Raw genomic sequence first — 22,748 nt, 5'->3', positions numbered from 1 at the left:
GAAGAGAGCGCTCCTACTCCGCCAGGAACCTGTTCACCGCCTCGCCGAACTCCAGCGGCGCCTGTTCGAACATCCAGTGGCCGGCGTTCGGAATAACCGCCGTCTTGCTGCCCGCGATGTGCTCGGCGAGCACGCGCCACGTCACCGACAGGCTTCCCGTCGTCGCGCCGCCGCCGATCAGCAGCGTCGGCGTCCTGATCGCCTGCGCATCGGCGAGCGTGTAGGGCTTGCGCTGCTCGTTGATCTGGCCGAGGAAAGTGATCGCGTTGTCGCGCAGTTGCTGCTTGGCCGCCGCCGGTACGCGCCGCCAGGAGCCGTCGCCTTCGATGCCGTCGTAAAAATTCTGCAGCGCGCCCTCGATGTCGCCGGCGCGGATCATCTCGACGGAGCGCGCCGTGCGGGCGGCGAGCGGCGGATGCGCGGGCGTGCCTTCGGGAACCGGCAGGCTGGCATCGAGATCGCCGCCCGGCTCGGCCAACACCAGTTTTCGCAACAGATCAGGCCGTGTCTGCGCTACGCGGAAGGCGATGTGACCGCCGCGCGAATGCCCCATCAGGTCGACCGGTGCGGGCCTGACCTGCTCGATGAGGGCGATCACGTCGAGGACGTGCTGGGCCATCTTGTAATCGTCGCCGACGGCATCCAAATGCTCGGGAAAGAAGTGGCGCAGGCTGACCGAGATCACGCGATGATGCCTCGACAGCGGTCCGAGCACCGAATACCAGGTGCGGAAATCCCCTAACGTGCCGTGCACGCAGACCAGCGGCGGACCGTCTCCGACTTCGAGATAGGCCATGTCGTAGCCGTTGACGCGAAATGTCTGCATGATCAGCTCGCCAGAAAATCCAGGACCACTTCGGAGTATTTTTGCGGCGCTTGCTCGAACATCGGGTGCGTCGCGTTCGGGATGATCGCTGTCTTCGAATAGGGCACATGCGCCGCGAGCGCATGCAGCACCTTCGGCAGCAGGCCCTTGGTCCGCGCGCCCAGGATGAACAGCGTCGGCATTTTGATGGACTCCGCATCCGCCTTCGAGAACGGCGGGCGGTTGTCGCGGACCTGACCGATCAGCGTCATGGCGTTGTCGCGCAGATTTTGCTTCACCGTCGCCGGCAGCCGCGGCCAGGTGCCGGGGCCCTCCAGCGCGTCGACGAAGACGGCGAGGCCGCCGTCGACGTCGCCGGTCGCGATCCTCGCGGCCGACGCCGTAAAGCGCGCCAGCAGCGGCGAGGGGCCGCCGACATAATCGGGATCGAGGCTCGCATCGAGCTCGCCGCCCGGCTCGGCGAGGATCAGTCGCCGCAGCAAATCCGGCCTCCGCTGCGCCACGCGGAAGCAGATGTGCCCGCCGCGGGAATGGCCCATCAGGTCGACTGGGCCGAGGTCGAGCTGCTCGATGAAGGCGATGACGTCATCAACATGCTGGGCGATCGAATAGGTGTCCCCGACGCCGTCCCACCGCGCCGGGTAGAAGTGCCTCAAGCTGACAGCGATCACCCGATGTCGCTGCGACAACGGGCCGAGCACGCAGCCCCAGACGCGGAAGTCGTTCAGCGAGCCGTGCACGCAGACCAGCGGCGGGCCGCCCTTGGCTTCGCCCACGTCCAGATAGGGCATGTCGTATCCGTTGACGTGGAGGCTTTGCATTCTGGGCCCGCGCGAAGGAACAGGAACTCTGTGCAAGATTCCCCGGAAACCGGGTGGATCGCAACTATTTCCAAGCCTAAATTCGAACGGACAACACAATCGGGCATGCGACAAGGACGCAGCCAGGAACCAAGCCATGACTGACCAGCATTTTGCCCTGTTCGACACCAGGATCGGCCTGTGCGCCATCGCCTGGGGCCCGCGCGGCATCAATGGCACGCAACTGCCGATGGGCGGCGAGCAGAAGATCCGCACCCGTATTCATCAGCGTCATGCCGAGGCGACCGAAGGCGAGCCCACCGCCGAGGTGCAACACGCGATCGATCGCATCGTCAAACTGCTCGCCGGCGAACCCGATAATCTCACCGACATCCTGCTCGACCTCGACGGCGTACCCGAGTTCAACCGCGGCGTCTACGACATCGCCCGCACCATCCCGCCGGGCAAGACCATGACCTATGGCGACATCGCCAAGCGGCTTGGCGGCGTCGAACTGTCGCGCGACGTCGGCCAGGCGCTCGGCCGCAATCCGTGCCCGATCGTCGTGCCCTGCCATCGCGTGCTCGCGGCCGGCAACAAACCGGGCGGCTTCTCGGCGAATGGCGGCGTGGTGACGAAGCTGAAGATGCTCGAGATCGAAGGCGCGCTGGTGAACCACACGCCGAGTCTGTTTGATTGAGGAGGCTGCCACCCTCCCCTGGAGGGTGAGCGCGCCCTAAATCTTCGCGACCGTGTTCGGCCAATATTTGTCGCGCAAGTGCCGCTTCACCAGCTTGCCCGTCGGCGTGCGCGGCAGCTCGGCTTCGAAATCGATCGAGCGCGGGCACTTGATGGCGGAGAGGCGGCGCTTGCAATAGGCGATCAGGTCGGCTTCGAGTGCTTTGCCGGCACGGCTCATGTCGTGCGGCTGCACCACCGCCTTCACCTCTTCGCCCATCTCCTCGTTCGGCACGCCGAACACGGCGACGTCGGCGACCTCGGGGTGGGTGATGAGCACGTCCTCGGCCTCCTGCGGATAGATGTTCACGCCGCCGGAGATGATCATGTAGGATTTGCGGTCGGTGAGGTAGAGGAAGCCGTCCTTGTCGAGATAGCCGACGTCGCCGAGCGTCGACCAGCCCTTGGCGTTGTAGGCCTTCTTCGTCTTCTCGGGGTCGTTGTGATAGGTGAAGGCCGGCGCGTCGGCGAAATAGACCGTGCCGATCTCGCCCACCGGCTGCTCCTCGTCGTTCTCGTCCAGAATCTTGATCGTGCCGACCACAGCGCGGCCGACGCTGCCGCGGTGCTCCAGCCATTGGTGCGAAGTGCAGACGGTGACGCCGTTGCCTTCTGAGCCGGCGTAATACTCGATCAGGATCGGTCCCCACCATTCGATCATCTTGGCTTTGACATCGACAGGGCAGGGCGCGGCGGCGTGGATCGCGCCCTTGAGCGTGGAGACATCGTATTCGGTGCGCACCTCGTCCGGCAGCTTCAGCATGCGCACGAACATGGTCGGCACCAGCTGCGACTGCGTGACCTTGTATTTTTCGACCAGCTTCAAAAATTCCTCGGCGTCAAAATGCTCCATGATGATGGAGGTGCCGCCGAGCACGATCGCCATCATGTTGAAGCGCAACGGAGCCGCGTGATAGAGCGGCGCCGGCGAGAGATAAATGCTTTCGGCGTTCATGCCGCACATGTCGGCGCAGAGCACGCGCAGAAACGGATTCGGCTCGTCGATCGCTTTGCCTTCGAAGGCCTTCTTGACACCCTTGGGCCGCCCGGTGGTGCCGGACGAGTAGAGCATATCGTAGCCGGCGACCTCGTCTGCGATTGGCGCCGTCGGCTGCGCGGCGGCTTCCTTATCGTAGGAGCGGAAGCCCGGTGAGGGCTCGTCCATCATGTAGAAGATCGGCTCGCCGGCGGCGCCCCTGATCAGGCCCTTGATCTGGTCGGCGCATTTCGGCGTGGTGATGACGACCTTGGCGCCGCAATCGTTCACGATGTAGTCGATCTCGTCCTGCTTCAAATAGCGGCTGATCGCGGTGTAATAGAGCCCGCTGCGTTGTGCTGCCCAGCAGATCTCCATGAAGGCGAGCCGGTTCTCCATCAACAGCGCGATGTGGTCGCCGGCCTTCAAGCCAAGCGAGCGGAACAGATGCGCGCCCTGGTTCGAGAGCTCGTCGAGCTCGCGATAGGTGATCGCCTTGCCGGTGCCGGCCATCCGATAGGCGATCTTGTTCGGCGTGGTGCGGGCGTGGATGGAGGGGTGAGTCATGGGCGTTTCCTCAAAACGCGAATGGCGAGTAGCGAATGGCGAGTAGGGAAGAAGGGCAAACCGCTCTTCGCCTGATCACCATTCGCTACTCGCCACTCACTACTCGCTTTTGTTTTTTTCTTACAGTCGTTCGACGATCGTCACGTTGGCCATGCCGCCGCCCTCGCACATGGTCTGCAGGCCGTAGCGCTTGCCGCGCTGGTGCAGGGCGTGGACCAACGTGGTCATCAGCTTGGTGCCGGAGCCGCCGAGCGGATGGCCGAGCGCGATGGCGCCGCCGTTGACGTTGAGACGCTCCGGGTCGGCGCCGGTGGTCTTCAGCCACGCGGTCGGCACCGAGGCGAAGGCCTCGTTGACCTCGAACAGGTCAATGTCACCGATTTTCATGCCGGCCTTCTCCAGCGCGCGCTTGGTCGCGTGCAGCGGGGCGTCCAGCATGATGACGGGATCGCCGCCCGTCATGGTCATGTGATGAATGCGCGCGAGCGGCTTGACGCCGAGCTGCTTCAGGCCGCGCTCGTTCACCACCATGACGCCGGAAGCGCCGTCACAGATCTGGCTGGCGCTGGCCGCGGTGAGCTTGCCGTTCTCGGCGATCAGCTTGACGCCCTTGATGCCGTCGAGGCTGACGTCGAAGCGGATGCCCTCGTCGATCTGATGGGTGTCCTTGCTGCCGTCCGCACGGGTAATCTCGAGCGGCACGATCTCCTGCTTGAAATGGCCGGCTTGCGTCGCCGCGATCGCGCGCTGATGGCTGTTGTAGGAATATTCGTCGAGCTCATCCTTGGAGAGGCCGTACTTCTCCGCCATCATCTCCGCGCCGGTGAACTGGCTAAAGACGATGTTCGGATACTTCTTCTCGATGCCCGGACTCTTGTAATTGCCAAAACCGTTCTTGGCCGGGAGCTGTGACGACAGGCCCATTGGCACCCGCGTCATCGATTCCACGCCGGCCGCGATCACGACGTCCATCGCACCGGACATCACGGCTTGCGCGGCGAAGTGCAGCGCCTGCTGCGAGGAGCCGCACTGGCGGTCGATCGACGTGCCCGGCACGCTCTCCGGCAGTTTTGAGGCCATCACCGCGTTGCGCGCGACGTTGTTGGACTGCTCGCCGACCTGCATCACGCAGCCCATGATCACGTCCTCGACCTGGGCGGGATCGACCTTGGTGCGGTCGACCAGCTCGTCCAGCACCTTGGCGGCGAGATCGGCCGGATGCCAGCCGGCGAGGCGGCCCCCCTTGCGCCCGCCCGCGGTGCGCGCAGCGGCGACGATGTAAGCCTCGGCCATGTCGGTTTCTCCCTGAATTCTTGATTGGGGTTGGTTGTCGGGGAGGGATTTAAGGGGCGTGAGATCGTTTAGTCAATCGATCAATTAACTCTTGTGATGCGGCGCGGCTTGGGCTTATCTGCGCGCCTCACGAGGCATGTTCAGGGATCTCTGTGGCTACCAGCGTACCGACCAAGCTCCCCAGCGGGAAGAATTCCACGGCAGAGAAATTGCTCGTGGCCGCAAGCGAGCTGATGATCGAACGCTCCTCGATCGAGATCTCGCTCTCCGATATCGCGCAGAAGTCGGGCGCCAACGCCGCATTGGTCAAATATCACTTCGGCAACAAGGACGGCCTGCTGCTGGCATTGCTCGCGCGCGATGCTGCGACCGAGCTGTCCAATCTCGAATACCTGCTGGCGCAGCCCATCACGCCGACGGCGAAGCTGAAACTGCACATCGGCGGTATCATCCGCGCCTATTACCGGTTCCCTTACATGAACCGGCTGATCCACTATCTGCTGCACGAGACCAGCGCGAGCTCCGCCGACGAAGTCTCGAAATTCTTCGTTGCGCCGCTGCTCGACTTTCACCGCCGCCTGCTCGCCGAGGGCGAGCGAAGCGGCGAATTCCGCGCCACCGATCCGGTGCTGTTCTACACCAGCCTGATCGGCGCCTGCGACCATCTGTTCTTCGGCCGGCACGCGATGTCTCGCGCGACCGGGGTCGGCCCGGTCACCGACGAAGTCTGCCGGCAATACATCAAGCACATGGAAACGCTGATCTGCGGCGGCATCCTCGCGCAAGCCGAGGAAGCTGTCGCGGCCGGATGATCCGGCCGAGCTTTCAAGTCCAGAGAAGAAACGCCCAAGGAAAGGTACAAGCGATGCAGTTGAAAGACGTAGCCGTTCTCATCACCGGCGGCGGTTCGGGGCTTGGTGCCGCGACCGCCCGGGCCATGGCCGCCAAGGGCGCCAAGATCGGCGTGATCGACCAGAGCAAGGAAAACGCCGAGAAGGTTGCCGCCGAGGTGAAGGGCGTCGCGCTCCATGCCGACGTCACCAGCGAAGAGCAGATCAAGGCGGCGATCGCCAAGGCAGAAGCCGCGCATGGCGTCGCGCGCGTACTGATGAACTGCGCCGGCATCGGCGGCTCGCAGCGTATCGTCGGCCGCGACGGCGTTTACCCGCTGGAAAAGTTCGCCCGCATCATCAACGTCAACCTGATCGGCACTTTCAACTGCCTGCGCCTGTTCGCCGAGCGCCTGGTCACGATCGAGCCGCTCGGTGAAGAGCGCGGCGTCATCGTCAACACAGCCTCGGTCGCCGCTTACGAAGGCCAGATCGGCCAGATCGCCTATTCGGCCTCGAAGGGTGGCGTCGTCGGCCTGACGCTGCCGGCCGCGCGCGACCTCGCCAGCCAGAAGATCCGCGTCAATACCATCGCGCCCGGCCTGTTCTTCACGCCGCTCTTGATGGGCCTGAACGAGGAAGCCCGCAAGAGCCTGGGCGCCCAGGTGCCGCATCCTTCGCGCCTCGGTGACGCCGCCGAGTACGGCATGCTCGCCGTGCACATCGTGGAGAACCCGATGCTGAACGGCGAGACCATCCGCCTTGACGGCGCGATCCGTATGGCGCCGAGGTAGACTCTCTTCTTTCCTTCTCCCCTTGTGGGAGAAGGTGGCGCGAAGCGCCGGATGAGGGGTCTCTATCCGCGGACGCAGACCCCTCACCCGAGCGAACTCGTGGCTACCGACGTGCATGCCCTCTCCCACAAGGGGAGAGGGCACAATAATAGGCACCTCACGCGCACATGCACGAGGCCCCAATGTCCCGACCGCTGCTGATCGAGCATGATGACGGCGTTGACCGGGTGACGCTGAATCGTCCTGAAAGCCTCAATGCGCTCGATCCGGCCTTGATCGATGCGCTCAATGTCTATTTCCAGCGCATTCAGCGCAATCGCGACACGCGCGTGGTCGTGCTGAAGGGCGCGGGCAAGAATTTCTGTGCCGGCCTCGATCTCAAGGCCGCGATGGCTCGTCGTGTCGGACAGCAGGAGCCGCCTGGCGTTACCGAGTCGCTGGATTCGCAGCGGCGCATCGCCGACATCGTGATGTTGATGCGGCGCTGTCCGCAGCCGATCCTGGCTCTTGTGCAGGGCGCCGCGGCCGGCGGCGGCTTTGCGCTGGCGCTTGCCTCCGACATCCGCATCGCCACGAAATCGGCGCGCATGAATTGCGCTTTCATCAAGCTCGGCCTCGGCGGCTGCGACATCGGCACTAGCTATTTCCTGCCGCGGCTCGTCGGGGTGTCCGTGGCGTCCGAGTTGATCCTGACGGGGCGTTTCATCGGCGCCGACCGCGCGCTCGCGGTCGGGCTCGTCTCGGAGGTCGTCGACGAGGACAGGCTCGATGATGCAGCCGCGCCTTATGTCAACGCGATGATGACGGCCTCGCCCGTGGGGCTGAGTCTCTCCAAGGAATGTCTCAACATGAGCGTCGATGCCGGTTCGCTGGAAGCTGCGATCGCAATGGAAGACCGCAACCAGGTCCTGTGCAGCCGTTCCGAGGAATTTTCGGAAGGCATCAGGGCCTTCCTTGAGAAGCGAAAGCCTGTCTATATCAAACGCTAAAGACAAAGATCCGCCAAGGACAAGAAATTCCGGGAGACGCAAAATGAGTGGAAGCGCGGCGGCGGTGATGACGAAACCCGCCTTTCGCAAGGTCGAGTGGCTCAAGCGCGACATCGCCGTCGAGCGCCGCGGCGACGGCACGGTGGTGCTGAAGTCGCGCATTCCGCTGCAGCCTTACGAGAAGCACATTCCGGCTTCGCTGGCGAAATGGGCGAAACAGGCGCCCGAGCGCATCTGGCTCGCGCAGCGCGGCGGAGCGAATCGCGAATGGCGCAAAGTGTCCTATGGCGAAGCCAAGCGCACCGTGGATGCGCTGACGCAAGCGCTACTGAACCTCAAGCTCGAGGGACGGCCCGTCACGATCCTCTCCGGCAATTCGATCGAGCACGCCCTGATGACGCAGGCCGCGATGCAGGCGCGCGTTCCGGCGGCGCCCGTGTCGCCGGCCTACTCGCTGATGAGCCACGATCATGTCAAGCTGAAATATCTGTTCGATTTGATCAAGCCGGCCGTGGTGATGGTGCAGGACGGCCCGATCTTCGAAAAGGCACTGAAGGCGCTCGACCTCACCGGCGTTACCGTCGTTCACGTCGCGCGTCCCTGCGACGGCATCAAGAGCGTCAGCTTTGCCGAGCTCGCCGCAACGCCGGTGACCGCCGAGGTCGAAGCGTCGATTGCACAGATCACGCCCCAGACCGTCGGCAAACTGCTGTTTACCTCCGGCTCGACCGGCATGCCAAAAGCCGTCATCAACACGCAAGAGATGATGTGCGCTAATGCGGCGATGATGATGCAGGTGCGGCCCCGTGATCCCACCGGTCCGATCTCGACCATGCTGGACTGGATGCCCTGGAACCACACCATGGGCGGCAATGCGGCGTTCCACCCGATCCTCGTCGAAGGCGGTACGCTCTATATCGATGACGGCCGGCCGATGCCGGGCCAATTCGAAGAGACGCTGCGAAACTTGCGCGAGATCTCGCCGACCTATTACGCCAACGTGCCGGCCGGCTATGCTGCGTTGGCGGCGGCGATGGAGAAGGACGACGCGCTGTGCCGCTCGTTCTTCAAGAACCTGTCGATCATGGCCTATGGCGGCGCGCGCCTGCCGGACGATCTCTACGATCGCATGCAGGCGCTCGCGGTGAAGACGACCGGTGAGCGCATCGTGTTCTACACCGGCTGGGGCTCGACCGAGACCGCGCCGACCTCGACCGGCACGTATTGGGAGACCGAGCGCGTCGGCCTGATCGGCCTCCCGTTCCCCGGGGTCGAATTGAAGATGGTGCCGTGCGGCTCGAAATACGAACTGCGACTGCGCGGCGTCAACGTCACGCCCGGCTATTTCGGTCAGCCTGAGCTAACGAAGAAGATGTTCGACGAGGAGGGTTTTTACTGCATCGGCGATGCCGGCATCTTCGTCGACGAGAAGGATCCGGTGCAGGGCATCATCTTTGCCGGGCGCGTGGTGGAGGATTTCAAGCTCACCACGGGCACCTTCGTGCATGTCGGCTCACTCCGTACAGATGCGATCGCGGCCGCAACGCCCGTCGTGCATGACGCGCTGGTCGCGGGACAGGATCGCCCGTTTATCGGCCTGCTGGCTTGGCCGAACCTGCACGCTTGTCGCCAACTCGTCGGCAATCCCGATCTGAGCTTTGCGGATGCGGTCAGGCACCCCGAGGTGATCGCCTGCTTCAGGCGCGGGCTGGAGACGCACAACCGGGAATGCGAAGGCGCCAGCAGCCGCATCATCGCGCGTGCCATGCTGATGGCCGAACCGCCCTCGATCGACGGCAACGAGCTCACCGATAAGGGCTACATCAACCAGCGCGCCGGCTTAGAGCGCCGCGCATCGCTGGTGGAGCGGCTTTATGCGGATGAGCCGGATGAAGATGTGATCGTACTGCGATGAATGCGCAACTCTCAACCTCGTCATTCCGGGATGGCCGAAGGGCCAGGCCCGGAATGACGGCTCAATGAGTACGACGAAAAGGTAGCCCGCCATGAACTTCGATTTCTCCGACGATCAGAAGCAGCTCCGCGACCAAGCGCGCAAATTCCTCGCCGAAAAGTGCTCGCCGAAAGCCGTGCGCGTCGTCCTCGACGGCAAGGCGCCCTATGACAAGGAGCTGTGGAAGGGCCTTGCCGAAATGGGGTTTCTCGGCGTCGCGATCCCGGAAGAGTTCGGCGGTGCGGGCGCCGGCCATCTCGAGCTCTGCGTGATCGCGGAGGAAATGGGGCGCGCGAACGCGCCGGTGCCGTTCTCCTCAACTGTCTACCTCGCCGCCGAAGCGCTGCTGATCGCCGGCAGTGACGCGCAAAAGAAAAAGTGGCTGCCCGCTATTGCCTCGGGCGAGGCGATCGGCACGCTGGCGCTGTTCGAAGGCAAGGGCAATCCGTCGCCGAAGAACGTCAAGCTGACCGCTTCGAATGGCGCGCTCAATGGAGTCAAGAAGCCGGTCGCCGACGGCGCCATCGCCAATTTCGCGGTGGTGGCCGCGCGCACGGGATCGAGCGGACGTGAGAATGACATCTCGCTGTTCCTGGTCGATCTCAGGGCCGGCGGCGCCGAAGTGAAAAGCCTCACCAACCTCGATCCGACCCGTGGGCAGGCCGAGATCACCTTCAGGGACTGTAAGGCCGAGCCGCTGGGGGGCGCCGGCGAGGGTTGGAGCATCCTCACCCAGGTGCTCGACCGCGCCGCGGTGCTGTGCGCGTTCGAGCAAGTAGGCGGCGCCGACCGCGCCCTGGAAATGGGCCGCGACTACGCCCTCGACCGCATCGCCTTCGGCCGGCAGATCGGCTCGTTCCAGGCCGTAAAGCACATGCTCGCCGACATGTATGTCTCGGCGACGCTGGCACGCTCCAACAGCTATTACGGTGCCTGGGCGCTCTCGACCAACGCAGCCGAATTGCCGGAAGCCGCCGCCGCCGCGCGCATCAGCGCGACGCAGGCGTTCCAGCACTGCGCCAAGAACAACATCCAGGTTCACGGCGGCATGGGTTTCACCTGGGAGTTCGACTGCCACATGTACTACCGCCGCGCCAACGCCATGGCGCTCGGGCTCGGCAGCCTCACCTATTGGGAAGACCAGTTGATCGACCGCATGCGCAAGAAGAACGCGGCCTGATGTGATTCCGGGACACGCGAAGCGCGAACCCGGAATCTCGATTTGAGTCGGTAACCTCTGGATTCCGGGTTCGATGCTTTGCATCGCCCCGGAATGACCGAAGAAGAGAAAGAGCCATGAACTTCGACGACACCCCGCAAGAGGCCGAATTCCGCGCCACCGCCCGCGCATGGATTGATGCGAACGCGCCCAAGCAATACGAAGAAGAGCTGCGCAAATCTTCGCTCGGCCGCACCCAGCTCAGGAACGCGAACATTCTCGAGGTCGCAAAGGCCTGGCAAAAGAAGAAGGCCGATGCCGGCTGGGCCTGCCTGCACTGGCCGAAGGAGTATGGCGGCCGCGGCTCATCGCCCATCGAGCGCGTGATCTGGCAGCAGGAGGAAGGTCCGTTCGGAAAGCTCTCCCACATGTTCATCATCGGCCACGGCATGTGCGGGCCGACCATGATGGCGTTTGCGCGCGAGGAACATAAGCGCACCTATCTGCCGCCGCTCGCTTCCGGCGAGAAGGTCTGGTGCCAGCTGTTCTCCGAGCCGGCCGGCGGCTCGGATGTCGCGGGGCTTCGTACTCGCGCGGAGAAGGACGGCGATGAATGGGTCATCAACGGCCAGAAGATCTGGACATCAGGCGCGCATTATTCGGACTACGGCATCCTCTTGACCCGCACCGATCCGACCGTGCCCAAGCACAAGGGCCTCACCATGTTCTTCCTGGACATGAAGAGCCCGGGCGTCGAGGTCAGGCCGATCAAGCAGGCGAGCGGTGCGTCCGATTTCAACGAGGTCTATTTCACGAATGTCCGCATCCCCGATCACCAGCGCCTTGGCGAGGTCGGTGACGGCTGGAATGTCTCGCTGACCACGCTGATGAACGAGCGCATGTCGATTGGCGCAGGCGTCTCGACCGGCTTTCCGGAGCTGTTCGAATATTGCTCCAGCCTGATGCTCGACGATGGTCCTGCGATCGATGATCGCGCCGTGCGCGCGAAGCTGGCGAATTGGGCGGCGAAGGCGAGCGGCCTGCGCTACACCAGCATGCGCGCGATCTCGGCGCTATCGAAGGGCGAGCGGCCGGGGCCGGAGAATTCCATCGGCAAGCTGGTGGCAGGCTCGATGATCCAGGACGTCGCGACCTACGCGCTCGAGTTGCAGGGTGCGGCTGGTGTCGTCAGCAGTCCAGAGGATGCCGAAGTCGCGGGCCGCTTCCAGGCGATGCTGCTGCGTGCACCGGGTACGCGCGTCGAAGGCGGCACCGACGAGATCATGCGCAACATCATCGCCGAGCGGGTGCTGGGCCTGCCGGGCGACATCCGTGTCGACAAGGACGTGCCGTTCAACAAGATCCCGACAAAGGGAAGAGGTTAATCATGTCCCGGACGCGGTACGGTACGAAGTACCGCTCCGCCGCGCCGGGACCCCGAGCTACAATGGGCCCCGGCTTGGCAGCGCACCGCTTTGCGCTGCGCGGCGTCCGGGTCAGGGAGAGGAGAGTTCGAAGATGAATTTCGACGACACCCCGCAAGAGGCCGCATTCCGCGAGACCGCGCGCAAATGGGTCGAGGCCAACGCACCGAAGGAACTCCATGCCGAGCTGTCAAAATCTTCGCTTGGCCGAATCCGCCTTGCCAAGCAAGACATCGTCGAGGTCGGCAAGGCCTGGCAGAAGAAGAAGGCGGAAGGCGGCTGGGCCTGCCTGCCCTGGCCGAAGGAATATGGCGGCCGCGGCGCGACGCCGATCGAACGCGTCATCTGGCAACAGGAAGAGGGCGTCTACGGCAAGCTGACGCAACCGTTCCAGATCGGCGAAGGTATGTGCGGCCCGACCGTGATGGCCTTCGGCAGCGAAGATGCCAAGCGCCGATACTTGCCGAAGCTCGCCTCTGGCGAGGAGATCTGGTGCCAGCTTTTCTCGGAGCCGTCGGCCGGCTCCGACGTTGCGGGCCTCCGCACCCGTGCCGAGAAGAAGGGCGATAGCTGGGTCGTCAATGGCCAGAAGATCTGGACCTCGGGCGCGCATTATTCCGATTACGGTCTCTTGATTGCGCGTACCGATCCGAACGTGCCGAAGCACAAGGGCCTCACCATGTTCTTCCTGGACATGAAGAGCCCGGGCGTCGAGGTGCGTCCGATCAAGCAAGCCAACGGCATGCAGGAATTCAACGAGGTCTATTTCACCGACGTCGTGATCCCCGACAGCCAGCGCCTCGGCGCCGTCGGCGAGGGCTGGAGCGTGTCGCTGACCACGCTGATGAACGAGCGCATGTCGATCGGCGCGCGGCTCGCAACCGGCGTGCCTGAGATATTCGAGTTCTGCTCGAATCTGATGCTGGAGGACGGACTTGCGATCGACGATCCCGCCGTGCGCTCGAAGCTCGCCAGTTGGGCCGTGAAGGCGAGCGGGCTGAAATACACCAGCTACCGCGCGATCTCGGCGCTGTCGAAGGGCGAGCGACCGGGCCCGGAGAATTCGATCGGCAAGCTGGTCTCGGGCATGATGCTCCAGGACATCGCGACCTACGCCATGGACCTCCAGGGCGCAGCCGGTGTTCTCACAGGCAGCGACGAGGAGACGGCGCAGGGCCAGTTCCAGCAAATGCTGCTGTCCTCGCCCTCGATGCGTATCGCCGGCGGCACCGACGAGATTTTGCGCAACATCATCGCCGAGCGGGTGCTAGGTCTGCCGGGCGACATCCGCGTCGACAAGGACGTGCCGTACAACAAGATCCCGACCAAGGGACGGTGATGCGGCATTGTAGGGTGGGTTAGCGCTGCGGATGCGCGAAGCGCGATCCGCTGGGCGTAACCCACCACTTCGGTGGCCGCGGAAACAAAAGAGGTGGGTTACGCCTTCGGCTAACCCACCTACGAGGAAAGCAACGCGAGCTGATCCATGGACGCACAAGTGAAACAAATCGACCGCATCGGCGTGCTCGAAGAGCTGCTCAACGAGCGCTACTCCGTTCGCGCTTTCCTCCCCAAGGAAGTCGACCGCGCCACGATCGAGCACGTGCTGAAGACGGCGCAGCGCACGGCGTCCTGGTGCAACAGCCAGCCCTGGCAGGTCGTCATCGCCAGCGGCGCGGCCAAGGAGCGCTTTCGCCAGGCGATCTATACGGAAGCCTCCGGCGGTCTTGGCGACGATTACGATTTCACCCCGCCGCGCGAATATGTCGGGGTCTATCTCGAACGCCGGCGCGAAAGCGGCTTTCAGCTCTACAACACGCTCGGCATCGCCCGCGGCGACAAGGCGGCCTATGCCAGGCAGGCGCTGGAGAACTACAATTTCTTCGGCGCGCCGCATGTCGCGATCATTCACACCAACGAGCCGCTCGGCATCTACGGCGCGATCGATTGCGGCGCCTATGTCTCCAACTTCATGCTGGCCGCGCAGGCGCTTGGGCTCGGCACCATTCCGCAGGCGGCGCTGGCGCGCCATTCCGGTCTGATCCGCCGCCACTTCAGCCTGCCCGACGATCGCCGGATCGTCTGCGGCATCTCGTTCGGCTATGCCGACCACGCGCACAAGGTCAACAGCTACCGCACCTCGCGGGCGAGTGTGGCCGATACCGTGACCTTCGTGGAGGAGTGATCGGCGCTGCGAGCTTGGCGCCATCGGCGACGCGCAAAGGCGGCCGCGGAAGCGGCCGCCTTTGTTTGTCTCACCCAGTTGACGCCGCCGTCAGCCGCCGCTGCCGCCGATCACGGCCCTTACGGTCTCGTCGGGCCCAAAGTCCTCGGCGCCCTCGACATAGAGCAGCGCAGCGAGCTTCGAGCGGGCGCGGTTGACGCGGCTCTTGATGGTGCCGACCGCACAGCCGCAGATCGAGGCCGCATCCTCGTAGGAGAAGCCGGAGGCGCCGACCAGGATCAGCGCTTCACGTTGGTCCTGTGGAAGCTTGTCGAGCGCCGTACGAAACTCCTCGAATTCGAGATGCGCGTTTTGCGATGGTTGCGTCTTCAGCGTCTTGGCGTAATTGCCTTCGGCGTCCTCGACCTCCCGCCGCCGCTTGCGATAGTCGGAGCGGAACAGGTTGCGCAGGATCGTGAACAACCACGCCGGCAGATTGGAGCCAGGCTGGAACGAGTCGATGTTGGCGAGCGCGCGAAGCAGTGTCTCCTGCACCAAATCGTCAGCGCGGTCCGCATTGCCGCTGAGCGAGATCGCGAACGCGCGCAGACTCGGCACGGCCGCCAGGATGTCGTTACGCAGGGAGTCGGTGAGAGGCATTAATCCCTCCCATTGCTGTTGTCGTTGGATCCGCCCTCATTTTCCACTTGGGAAGTCGCTCCTTGTGCATCAAGCTTCTTGATCAGTTCAGCGAACCGATCCGGAACCCCCTGCCGCACGACATCGTCGTACATGGCGCGCAGCTGATGCCCGATCCGGGATTGGATCTCCGGAGTGAGCCCTCCCTTGCCGGGGGTCGTGCTTTTGCTGGCTTGAGACTTAAGATCTTTCATGACCTGTTCCACGTTTCCCCGAGTTAAGTGACTGTAAAATCGAGAAATTTTCTCAACCGGGAGCCGTTCCCTGGATAGGCACAATGCGAGCTGCGAGAAAAAGTTCCGCGCAATGCGGAACTTTTCTGAAGCTGAGGCGTAAACAGCCGAGCAGGGGAACCCGGGCCCCCCGCGTAACGCCTGACCTAAGGGTGACCTCAAGGCTGGCCCGAAGATGAATGGAGTGGGGATGTCCCGTTCACAGCTCGTTGCTGAACACTTGCCGCTGTTGCGCCGGTATGCACGTGCCCTGACGGGCAGCCAGGCCTCCGGTGACGCCTATGTCGCCGCCATGTTGGAAGCCATGCTTGGCGATCCGTCGGTGCTCGACGAGAGCCATGGGCCGCGCGCCGGCCTGTTCCGGCTGTTCACCCAGATCTGGAATTCGGTCTCCGTCAACGACGATGCCGAGGTGACGACACTGCCGATGCCGCCGGAACGGCGGCTGTCGAACATCACACCCCTGCCGCGGCAGGCCTTCCTGCTGCTCTCGCTCGAGGGCTTTTCGGAAGAGGAAGTCGCCTTCATTCTCGGCACCGACGTGGGCGAGACGCGGCGGCTTGCGGACGCCGCCGGACGCGAGATGGCGGCCGAGATCGCCACCGACGTGCTGATCATCGAGGACGAGACCTTCATTGCCATGGACCTCGAGAGCTTGGTGAAGAATCTCGGCCATAACGTCGTCGGCGTCGCGCGAACCCATGCCGATGCGGTGGCGCTGGCCAAGAACAAGCGGCCCGGCCTGATCCTCGCCGACATCCAGCTCGCCGACGGTTCGTCCGGATTGGACGCCGTCAACGAGCTGCTCCGCACCTTCGAGGTGCCGGTGGTGTTCATCACCGCGTACCCCGAGCGATTCCTCACCGGCGAGCGCCCCGAGCCCGCGTTCCTGATCTCAAAACCGTTCCAGCCGGCGATGGTGTCTGCGGTGGCGAGCCAGGCGCTGTTCTTCCAGCGCAACTCGCGCAACCGCACGCCGAAGGCACCGGCGGCCTGATAGAGGCTCCCGCGCAAGATTGATCCGGCGTGCTGCAAGGGCACGCCGGATTTTTAGTGTTTGCGTGCCACGGCTTGACTGGCATCGAATTGGCCGCTCATACCTCGTGCATCGGACTTCCCTCGGAGGCGTGCACATGGACCAGCAACTCCTCGATCGCCTGGCCATCCGCGACCTCGTCGAGAACTGGGCGGTGTGGCGCGACGCCGGCGACTGGGAGCGCTTTGCCACGGTCTGGCATGATGAAGGCTGGATGTCCGCCACCTGGTTTCAGGGGCCGGCGCGGGATTTCATGCGCGTCAGCCAGGAGGGGTTCGCCAAGGGCGTGCGCATCCTGCATTTCCTCGGTGGCACCAGCATCGACCTCGAGGGCGAGCGGGCCATCGCCCAGACCAAAATGACGATCTCACAGCGGGCCCTGGTGCACGACGTGCTCTGCGACGTCGTCTGCACCGGACGCTTCTACGATTTCCTGGAGAAGCGGCACGGCCAATGGGGAATCGTCCGCCGCCAGCCGATCTACGAGAAGGACCGAATCGACCCCGTCGATCCCGCCGCGCCGCTTCAGCTCGACCAGAAAGCGCTCGCCGCCCTTCCCGAAGGCTACCGCCACCTCGCCTACATGCAGGAGCTGATCGGCTACAAGGTCAAGCGCGACATGCCGGGCCTCACCGGGCCTGAAGTCGAGAAGCTCTATGGTGAAGGGCGGGACTGGCTGGCGGGGACGGCCAAATAACGCGAAGCAAAAGTGAGCCCCAGACAAAAGTAAGGCGCGACTGGCATCACCACAGTCGCGCCCTACGTCGCCGGCTTATGGGGCAGGGGGGAATAGCCGGCTGCTGAGACGACTCCTGCCCGCGAAAGTCGTTCCACGCCTTGCAAAATATTTTGCGCGGCCGGCGACTTTTTTCGCACACGGTTAAGTGATCGTGACGGCCGAGAACCCCTGATCCTTCGTCAGCGTTGTTCCCGCGATCGCCATGGGGCGAGGGATCGACAGCCATGTCACAGACTCAAAAGGCATTTTTAGGCGCCGTCGCGATTGCCGCAACGCTGGGCGCGGTGCAATTGGCCTCCGGCCACGATCTGGCCGACCGCTGGCAGGCCGTCGCCGATATTCCCAGCCACAGCACCAACTACGCGCCAAGCCACAACGTCAACCGAACCGGCAAGGCCGACCGCCTTGGCGAGATCAAGCCGGCACCGGTTCCGACCCGAACCGTGTCGATGCGACTGAATGACCTTGCCGATACGTCGGTGCTGCTGCGGGTGCCGGCGGTGATCGAGACCGGCAATGCGAAGCCGCCGGTGCTGCTCCAAAACCAGAATCAGGGCCTGCAGAAGGCGCGCAGCAAGCCGACGATCGCCTGCGAGCCGATGGTCAGCTCTCTGACCGAGATCGCCAAGCTGCTCCAGCCCGGCCGCTGCGTGACCTGATCTGGGCATTCGTCCAGTCAAGGCAGGCTCTGCCGCGCCCCTTCACATCCTCTTGATCCGCCGTGTCGTCGCGCTATATCCGGGTTCCTCCCTTTGATTTGACCGGGTAAGCGCATGACGACGTTAGATACGGCTGTGCATACGCAGCCTTTCCAGGCCGAAGTTTCCGAACTGCTGCACCTCATGGTGCACTCTGTTTATTCGGAAACCGATATCTTCCTCCGCGAACTCATTTCCAATGCCTCCGATGCCTGCGACAAGCTGCGCTACGAGGCGATCGCAAGTCCGGCGCTGCTGGGTGAGGGCGACGCGCTCAAGATCCGCATCATCCCGAACAAGACAGCCGGAACGCTCACGGTCGCGGACAATGGCATCGGCATGGAGCGCCAGGAGCTGATCGATCATCTCGGCACCATCGCCCGCTCCGGCACCAAGGCGTTCGTGTCGAAGCTGAAGGAAGCCAAGGACGGCCTTGGCCTGATCGGTCAGTTCGGTGTCGGCTTCTATTCCGCCTTCATGGTCGCCGAGAAGATCGTCGTGATCAGCCGCCGTGCCGGTGAGAGTGACGTCTGGAGCTGGACGTCCTCCGGCGGCTCCGGGTTCGAGATCGCCCGTGCCAGCGACGAGGACGCGGCACGCGTGGCGCGCGGCACCGAGATCGTCCTGCACCTGAAGGACGACGCCAAAAAATACCTCGAGACCTACGAGATCGAGCGCATCGTCGGTGCCTATTCCGACAACATCCTGTTTCCCATCGAGCTCGTGCCTGGTGAGGGCGAGCCGCGCCAGATCAATTCGGCAAGCGCGCTGTGGCAGCGCTCGAAATCCGAGCTGACCGCAGACGACTACAAGAAGGCCTATCAGCAGATCGCCTCCGCCTTCGATGATCCCGCGATGACGCTGCATTACCGCGCCGAGGGCCGATATTCCTACGCCGTGCTGCTGTTCGCGCCATCGACGAAACCGTTCGACCTGTTCGAGCCGAACCGCAAGGGCCGCGTCAAGCTTTACGTCCGCCGCGTCTTCATCACCGATGATGCCGATCTGTTGCCGGGCTATCTCCGCTTCATCCGTGGCGTCGTCGACAGTGAGGATCTCCCGCTCAACATCTCCCGCGAGATGCTCCAGAACAATCCGCAGCTCGCGCAGATCCGCAAAGCCGTGGCGACCCGCGTTGTGTCCGAGCTCGAAAGCCTCGCCGAGAAGGATCCGGAGAATTTCGCCAAGATCTGGGATGCCTTTGGCGCCGTGCTGAAGGAAGGCATCTACGAGGATTTCGAACGTCGTGAAAAGCTGCTGGCGCTGTCGCGCTTTACCACGACGTCGGGTGAGAAGCGGTCGCTGAAGCAGGTGATCGCCGATTTCAAGCCGAACCAGACCGAGATCTACTATCTCGTCGGCGACAGCATCGAGCGGCTGAAGTCCAATCCGCGGCTTGAGGCCGCGACCGCGCGCGGCATCGAGGTGCTGCTGCTGTCCGATCCCGTCGACGCCTTCTGGACCTCGATGCCCTCGGAATTCGAGGGCAAGCCGCTGAAATCGCTGAGCCAGGGCGATCTCAACCTCGACCTGATCCCGCGCGTCGACGACAAGGACGAGGCGAAAAAGGATGAGCCTGAGGCGGATGAAGCCGCTACTATCGCGGTGATCAAGGCGGCGCTCGGCGAGCGCGTCAGCGACGTCAAGGCCTCGACGCGGCTCACCAGCTCCGCCTCGTGTCTCGTCGCCGACAGCCAGGGCCCGAGTCGCGAACTGGAGCGCATCCTGGCGCAGCAGAATCGCGGCATGAAAACCAAGCCGATCCTCGAGATCAATCTGCGCCATCCGATGGTGGGCGCGATCACCAAGGCGCAGGCGGGCTCGAAGGTGGTCGATGATCTCAGTCTGCTCCTGCTCGAACAGGCGCAGATCCTGGACGGCGAATTGCCGGAAGATCCGGCGGCGTTTGCGGCGAGGCTGAACCGTCTCGTGCTGCAGGGGCTCGGCGGCTAGCTTGCTCCACTCACCTTGCCGTCATCTGTCCCTGGGAACAGTCGCCTCTTGCGTGGTGTTATGCCATATGAGGCGGCTGGCATCCGCGCCGGCGCGCCTGACCAAATCGAGGATTTCGCCATGCGCCTGTCAATCTTGATGCTCATCGCGGTCGTCACGGTGCTGGGCGCGTCAGATGCCGGCGCCCAGACCTATGATCCGCGATACCCGGTGTGCATGCACGTCTATACGCCCGGCGGCTTCACCGGTGGCGGCGGTGACTATTTCGACTGCTCGTTCACCTCGCTGCCGCAATGCCGCGCCACGGCGTCGGGCCGCTCGGCCAGCTGCGACGTCAATCCTTATTACGCCTTCGATGAACCGCCGCCGCCGCGCCGCCGCCACAAGAAGGTGCACTAGCGCTTCCACGATGCGACCTCTGGGGACTGTCTTCATGCGCCACTCACTCGGCCTGATCATGACTTTCGGTGCCATGCTGGCGGCTGCGCCGCTGCATGCGCAGACCTTCGACCCCCGCTATCCCATCTGCATGCACGTCTATTCCGGCGCGAACGGCGGGGGCGGGGAGTGGTACGACTGTTCCTTCATCTCGATACCGCAGTGCCGCGCCACGGCGTCGGGCCGCGCCGCGACCTGCGACCTTAATCCGTACTATCCTGTCAACGCCCCGGCCTCGCGCCCGCGTTACAGGCTAAACGGTTAGCGCCGGGCGTATCGCCGCTCCGCCTCGCCTGGGGCTTACCGCTACACTTCCTGAACCCCGGCAACTCGACCACCTGCGCTAGCGATCGTCTCGGCCATCGGCATGCCGCCGATCCCTCCGGCTTGATCAAGGGTCACTAGCGTTAATCCCGTACTAACCGGGTTTACCCTGTCTCTTAACATCTGGGCAGGCTCGCAGGTCTAAGCTGCTGGATCAGCACACACGGCCTGAGAGAATGAACGGCATGACCACCAGTGTCATTGAGCAACCGAAAGTCGCGCGCGCGCCCTCAGCTTCGAAAATCTGGCTGAAGGCGATCGAGCTCACCGCGCGGATCGAGACTCTGCCGGGCCGTCTGTTCGCTGACGTCGTCGACGATTGGGCGCGACGCCAGCCCGATCGCGCAGCGCTGGTCACGGACGAGGCCACTCTCGACTACGAAGGTCTGTCGAAGAGGATCAACCGCTATGCGCGCTGGGCGCGCTCGGCTGGAATTGCCAAGGACGACACCGTTGCTCTGATCATGCCGAACGGCATCGACTATGTCGCGGCCTGGCTCGGCATCGGCCGTGTCGGCGGCGTGGCCGCGTTGATCAACACCAAACTCGTTGGGCAATCGCTCGCGCATTGCATCGATGTCGCAAAGCCGTCGCATGTCATCGTTGCGCATGAGCTGACGCGGATGCTGGATAGCGCCGCGCCGTATCTGAAGACCGAAGCAAAAGTCTGGACCCACGGCGATGCCCGCGGCGAACGCGCGATCGACGTGGCGCTGGCCGCGTTCGACGATGGAGCGCTCTCGCCGGACGAATATGGCAACGTCACCATCGATGACCGCGCGCTGCTGATCTATACCTCGGGCACCACCGGCCTGCCGAAGGCCGCCAGCATCAGCCACCGCCGCATCCTCAACTGGAGCTTTTGGTTCGCCGGCCTCACCGGGGCGACGCCGCAGGACCGGCTCTACGATTGCCTGCCGCTGTTCCACTCGGTCGGCGGCATTGTCGCGCCCTGCAGCATGCTGGCTGCCGGCGGGTCGGTGGTGATTGCGGAGAAGTTTTCGGCTTCGCATTTCTGGTCCGACATCGTCCGGCATGACTGCACGCTGTTCCAGTACATTGGCGAGCTCTGCCGCTATTTGCTCAAGGCGCCGCCGTCGGAATATGAGAACGCGCATCGTCTGCGGCTCGTCTGTGGCAACGGCCTGCGTGGCGACATCTGGGAAGACTTTCAGGCGCGCTTTTCCATTCCCCGCATTCTCGAATTCTATGCGGCGACCGAAGGCAATTTCTCGCTGTTCAACGTCGAGGGGCAGCCCGGCGCGATCGGCCGCATTCCACCGCTGCTCGCGCACCGCTTTCCCGCGAGCCTCATCAAGCTCGACCCCGACAGCGGCGCGCCGCTACGCAACGAAGAAGGCTTTTGCATCGCCTGCGCCCGCGGTGAGACCGGGGAAGCGATCGGCCGCATCGGTACCGCGGACCAGGGCGGCGGCCGTTTCGAGGGCTACACCGACGCGGGCGAGACCGAGAAGAAGATCCTGCGCGGCGTCTTTGCCCGCGGCGATGCCTGGTTCCGCACCGGCGACCTGATGCGGCTCGACGACAAGGGCTTCTTCCACTTCGTCGACCGCATCGGCGACACCTTCCGCTGGAAGGGCGAGAACGTCGCGGCGTCGGAGGTGAACGATGCCGTGCGCGATTTCACCGGCGTGATCGATGCCACCACCTACGGTGTCGGCATCCCCGGCACTGACGGTCGCGCCGGCATGAGCGCGCTTGTCGTGAACGAGGGCTTTGACATCGCCGCGCTGCCCGCGCATCTGGGACAGCGCCTGCCGCCCTATGCCCGCCCCGCTTTCATCCGCATCTGTTGCGAGATCGACGCGACCGAGACCTTCAAGCAGAAGAAGGGCGACCTCGCGCGCGACGGCTTCGATCCGGACGCGATAGCGGATCCGCTGTTCATGCTGGACCCGAAATCCGGCGCCTATGTCGCGCTCGACGCCGAGGCCTATGCGCAAATCGTGAACGGCACGATCAGGCTGTAACGCTGCGAAAATGCGCAGATAGGTCCAATTTTATCTGAATTGTCCAAGAAGCCATTTACTTCTGTCGGGTAAACAGGCGGTGATGGGGAGGCGGTCAGCAAGAGCCGCCGCAACGCGAACGAT

At 63.8% G+C, this 22,748-nt stretch carries 22 protein-coding genes; 16 read left to right on the top strand and 6 right to left on the bottom strand.

Annotation, left to right across the window (positions count from 1 at the left end):
* Positions 1–13 precede the first annotated feature (13 nt).
* Both IVA87_RS30210 and IVA87_RS30205 read right to left on the bottom strand, forming a co-directional pair.
* A complete protein-coding gene (locus tag IVA87_RS30210) occupies positions 14–826 on the bottom strand; it encodes an alpha/beta hydrolase (protein ID WP_247299120.1) in 813 nt (270 codons plus the stop codon).
* Between the two features lie 2 nt (positions 827–828).
* Positions 829–1,647 carry an alpha/beta hydrolase gene (locus tag IVA87_RS30205; protein WP_247299122.1) on the bottom strand — a complete coding sequence of 273 codons (819 nt, stop codon included), beginning with the start codon at positions 1,645–1,647 and terminating at the stop codon, positions 829–831.
* 136 nt (positions 1,648–1,783) lie between these two features.
* Here IVA87_RS30205 and IVA87_RS30200 point away from each other — a divergent pair, with 136 nt between their 5' ends.
* On the top strand, positions 1,784–2,326 hold the full coding sequence (locus IVA87_RS30200; RefSeq protein ID WP_247299123.1) for a methylated-DNA--[protein]-cysteine S-methyltransferase: 543 nt from the start codon (positions 1,784–1,786) through the stop codon (positions 2,324–2,326).
* Positions 2,327–2,362: 36 nt separating this feature from the next.
* Here IVA87_RS30200 and IVA87_RS30195 read toward each other — a convergent pair whose 3' ends face one another.
* Both IVA87_RS30195 and IVA87_RS30190 read right to left on the bottom strand, forming a co-directional pair.
* Entirely contained in the window at positions 2,363–3,907 is a 1,545-nt protein-coding gene (locus IVA87_RS30195) for an acyl-CoA synthetase (protein ID WP_247299126.1), read from the bottom strand.
* Positions 3,908–4,027: 120 nt separating this feature from the next.
* The gene (locus IVA87_RS30190; RefSeq protein ID WP_247299128.1) at positions 4,028–5,200 is read right to left on the bottom strand and encodes an acetyl-CoA C-acetyltransferase; all 1,173 of its coding nucleotides are present in this window, start codon (positions 5,198–5,200) and stop codon (positions 4,028–4,030) included.
* Between the two features lie 152 nt (positions 5,201–5,352).
* On the opposite strand from IVA87_RS30190, the gene IVA87_RS30185 reads away from it, so the two are divergent.
* The 8 genes from IVA87_RS30185 (at position 5,353) to IVA87_RS30150 (ending at position 14,535) form a co-directional block, all read left to right on the top strand.
* Positions 5,353–6,012 carry a TetR family transcriptional regulator gene (locus IVA87_RS30185; protein WP_346657673.1) on the top strand — a complete coding sequence of 220 codons (660 nt, stop codon included), beginning with the start codon at positions 5,353–5,355 and terminating at the stop codon, positions 6,010–6,012.
* A gap of 53 nt (positions 6,013–6,065) precedes the next feature.
* The gene (locus tag IVA87_RS30180; RefSeq protein ID WP_247299132.1) at positions 6,066–6,824 is read left to right on the top strand and encodes an SDR family NAD(P)-dependent oxidoreductase; all 759 of its coding nucleotides are present in this window, start codon (positions 6,066–6,068) and stop codon (positions 6,822–6,824) included.
* 182 nt (positions 6,825–7,006) lie between these two features.
* Entirely contained in the window at positions 7,007–7,813 is an 807-nt protein-coding gene (locus IVA87_RS30175) for an enoyl-CoA hydratase-related protein (protein ID WP_247299134.1), read from the top strand.
* A 43-nt stretch (positions 7,814–7,856) separates the two neighbouring features.
* Positions 7,857–9,728 (top strand): AMP-binding protein, encoded by a 1,872-nt coding sequence (locus IVA87_RS30170; protein WP_247336561.1) that lies wholly within the window; start codon positions 7,857–7,859, stop codon positions 9,726–9,728.
* A 91-nt stretch (positions 9,729–9,819) separates the two neighbouring features.
* Positions 9,820–10,947 carry an acyl-CoA dehydrogenase family protein gene (locus IVA87_RS30165; protein ID WP_247336558.1) on the top strand — a complete coding sequence of 376 codons (1,128 nt, stop codon included), beginning with the start codon at positions 9,820–9,822 and terminating at the stop codon, positions 10,945–10,947.
* Between the two features lie 116 nt (positions 10,948–11,063).
* Positions 11,064–12,311, top strand: coding sequence for an acyl-CoA dehydrogenase (locus IVA87_RS30160; RefSeq protein WP_247299140.1), 1,248 nt, complete (start codon positions 11,064–11,066; stop codon positions 12,309–12,311).
* Positions 12,312–12,444: 133 nt separating this feature from the next.
* Positions 12,445–13,689: an acyl-CoA dehydrogenase gene (locus tag IVA87_RS30155; protein ID WP_247299142.1), complete on the top strand. Its 1,245-nt coding sequence runs from the start codon at positions 12,445–12,447 to the stop codon at positions 13,687–13,689.
* Between the two features lie 147 nt (positions 13,690–13,836).
* Positions 13,837–14,535, top strand: a complete 699-nt coding sequence (locus tag IVA87_RS30150) for a nitroreductase (protein WP_247299145.1) — start codon at positions 13,837–13,839, stop codon at positions 14,533–14,535.
* Positions 14,536–14,625: 90 nt separating this feature from the next.
* On the opposite strand, the gene IVA87_RS30145 is transcribed toward IVA87_RS30150, so the two are convergent.
* Positions 14,626–15,174, bottom strand: coding sequence for a sigma-70 family RNA polymerase sigma factor (locus tag IVA87_RS30145; protein WP_008543571.1), 549 nt, complete (start codon positions 15,172–15,174; stop codon positions 14,626–14,628).
* Positions 15,174–15,407, bottom strand: coding sequence for a NepR family anti-sigma factor (locus IVA87_RS30140; protein WP_247277731.1), 234 nt, complete (start codon positions 15,405–15,407; stop codon positions 15,174–15,176). The genes IVA87_RS30145 and IVA87_RS30140 overlap by 1 nt, the downstream gene beginning before the upstream one ends.
* Positions 15,408–15,636: 229 nt before the next feature.
* Here IVA87_RS30140 and IVA87_RS30135 point away from each other — a divergent pair, with 229 nt between their 5' ends.
* The 7 genes from IVA87_RS30135 to IVA87_RS30105 all read left to right on the top strand — a co-directional run bounded on the left by IVA87_RS30135 (position 15,637) and on the right by IVA87_RS30105 (position 22,625).
* Positions 15,637–16,443, top strand: a complete 807-nt coding sequence (locus IVA87_RS30135) for a response regulator (RefSeq protein WP_247299147.1) — start codon at positions 15,637–15,639, stop codon at positions 16,441–16,443.
* 136 nt (positions 16,444–16,579) lie between these two features.
* The gene (locus tag IVA87_RS30130; RefSeq protein WP_247299149.1) at positions 16,580–17,179 is read left to right on the top strand and encodes a nuclear transport factor 2 family protein; all 600 of its coding nucleotides are present in this window, start codon (positions 16,580–16,582) and stop codon (positions 17,177–17,179) included.
* 266 nt (positions 17,180–17,445) lie between these two features.
* Positions 17,446–17,880 carry a hypothetical protein gene (locus tag IVA87_RS30125; protein ID WP_247336555.1) on the top strand — a complete coding sequence of 145 codons (435 nt, stop codon included), beginning with the start codon at positions 17,446–17,448 and terminating at the stop codon, positions 17,878–17,880.
* 114 nt (positions 17,881–17,994) lie between these two features.
* Entirely contained in the window at positions 17,995–19,872 is a 1,878-nt protein-coding gene (gene htpG, locus IVA87_RS30120) for a molecular chaperone HtpG (RefSeq protein WP_247299154.1), read from the top strand.
* A 120-nt stretch (positions 19,873–19,992) separates the two neighbouring features.
* Positions 19,993–20,271 carry a DUF3551 domain-containing protein gene (locus tag IVA87_RS30115; protein WP_247299156.1) on the top strand — a complete coding sequence of 93 codons (279 nt, stop codon included), beginning with the start codon at positions 19,993–19,995 and terminating at the stop codon, positions 20,269–20,271.
* Between the two features lie 34 nt (positions 20,272–20,305).
* A complete protein-coding gene (locus IVA87_RS30110) occupies positions 20,306–20,575 on the top strand; it encodes a DUF3551 domain-containing protein (RefSeq protein ID WP_247299158.1) in 270 nt (89 codons plus the stop codon).
* Positions 20,576–20,810: 235 nt separating this feature from the next.
* Entirely contained in the window at positions 20,811–22,625 is a 1,815-nt protein-coding gene (locus IVA87_RS30105; protein ID WP_247299159.1) for a long-chain-acyl-CoA synthetase, read from the top strand.
* Positions 22,626–22,748: the final 123 nt, after the last annotated feature.

The organism is Bradyrhizobium sp. 147, assembly GCF_023073935.1.
Classification (GTDB): domain Bacteria; phylum Pseudomonadota; class Alphaproteobacteria; order Rhizobiales; family Xanthobacteraceae; genus Bradyrhizobium.
Note: the sequence above shows the minus strand (reverse complement) of the source record. Positions and strands in the feature narration are given on the sequence as shown.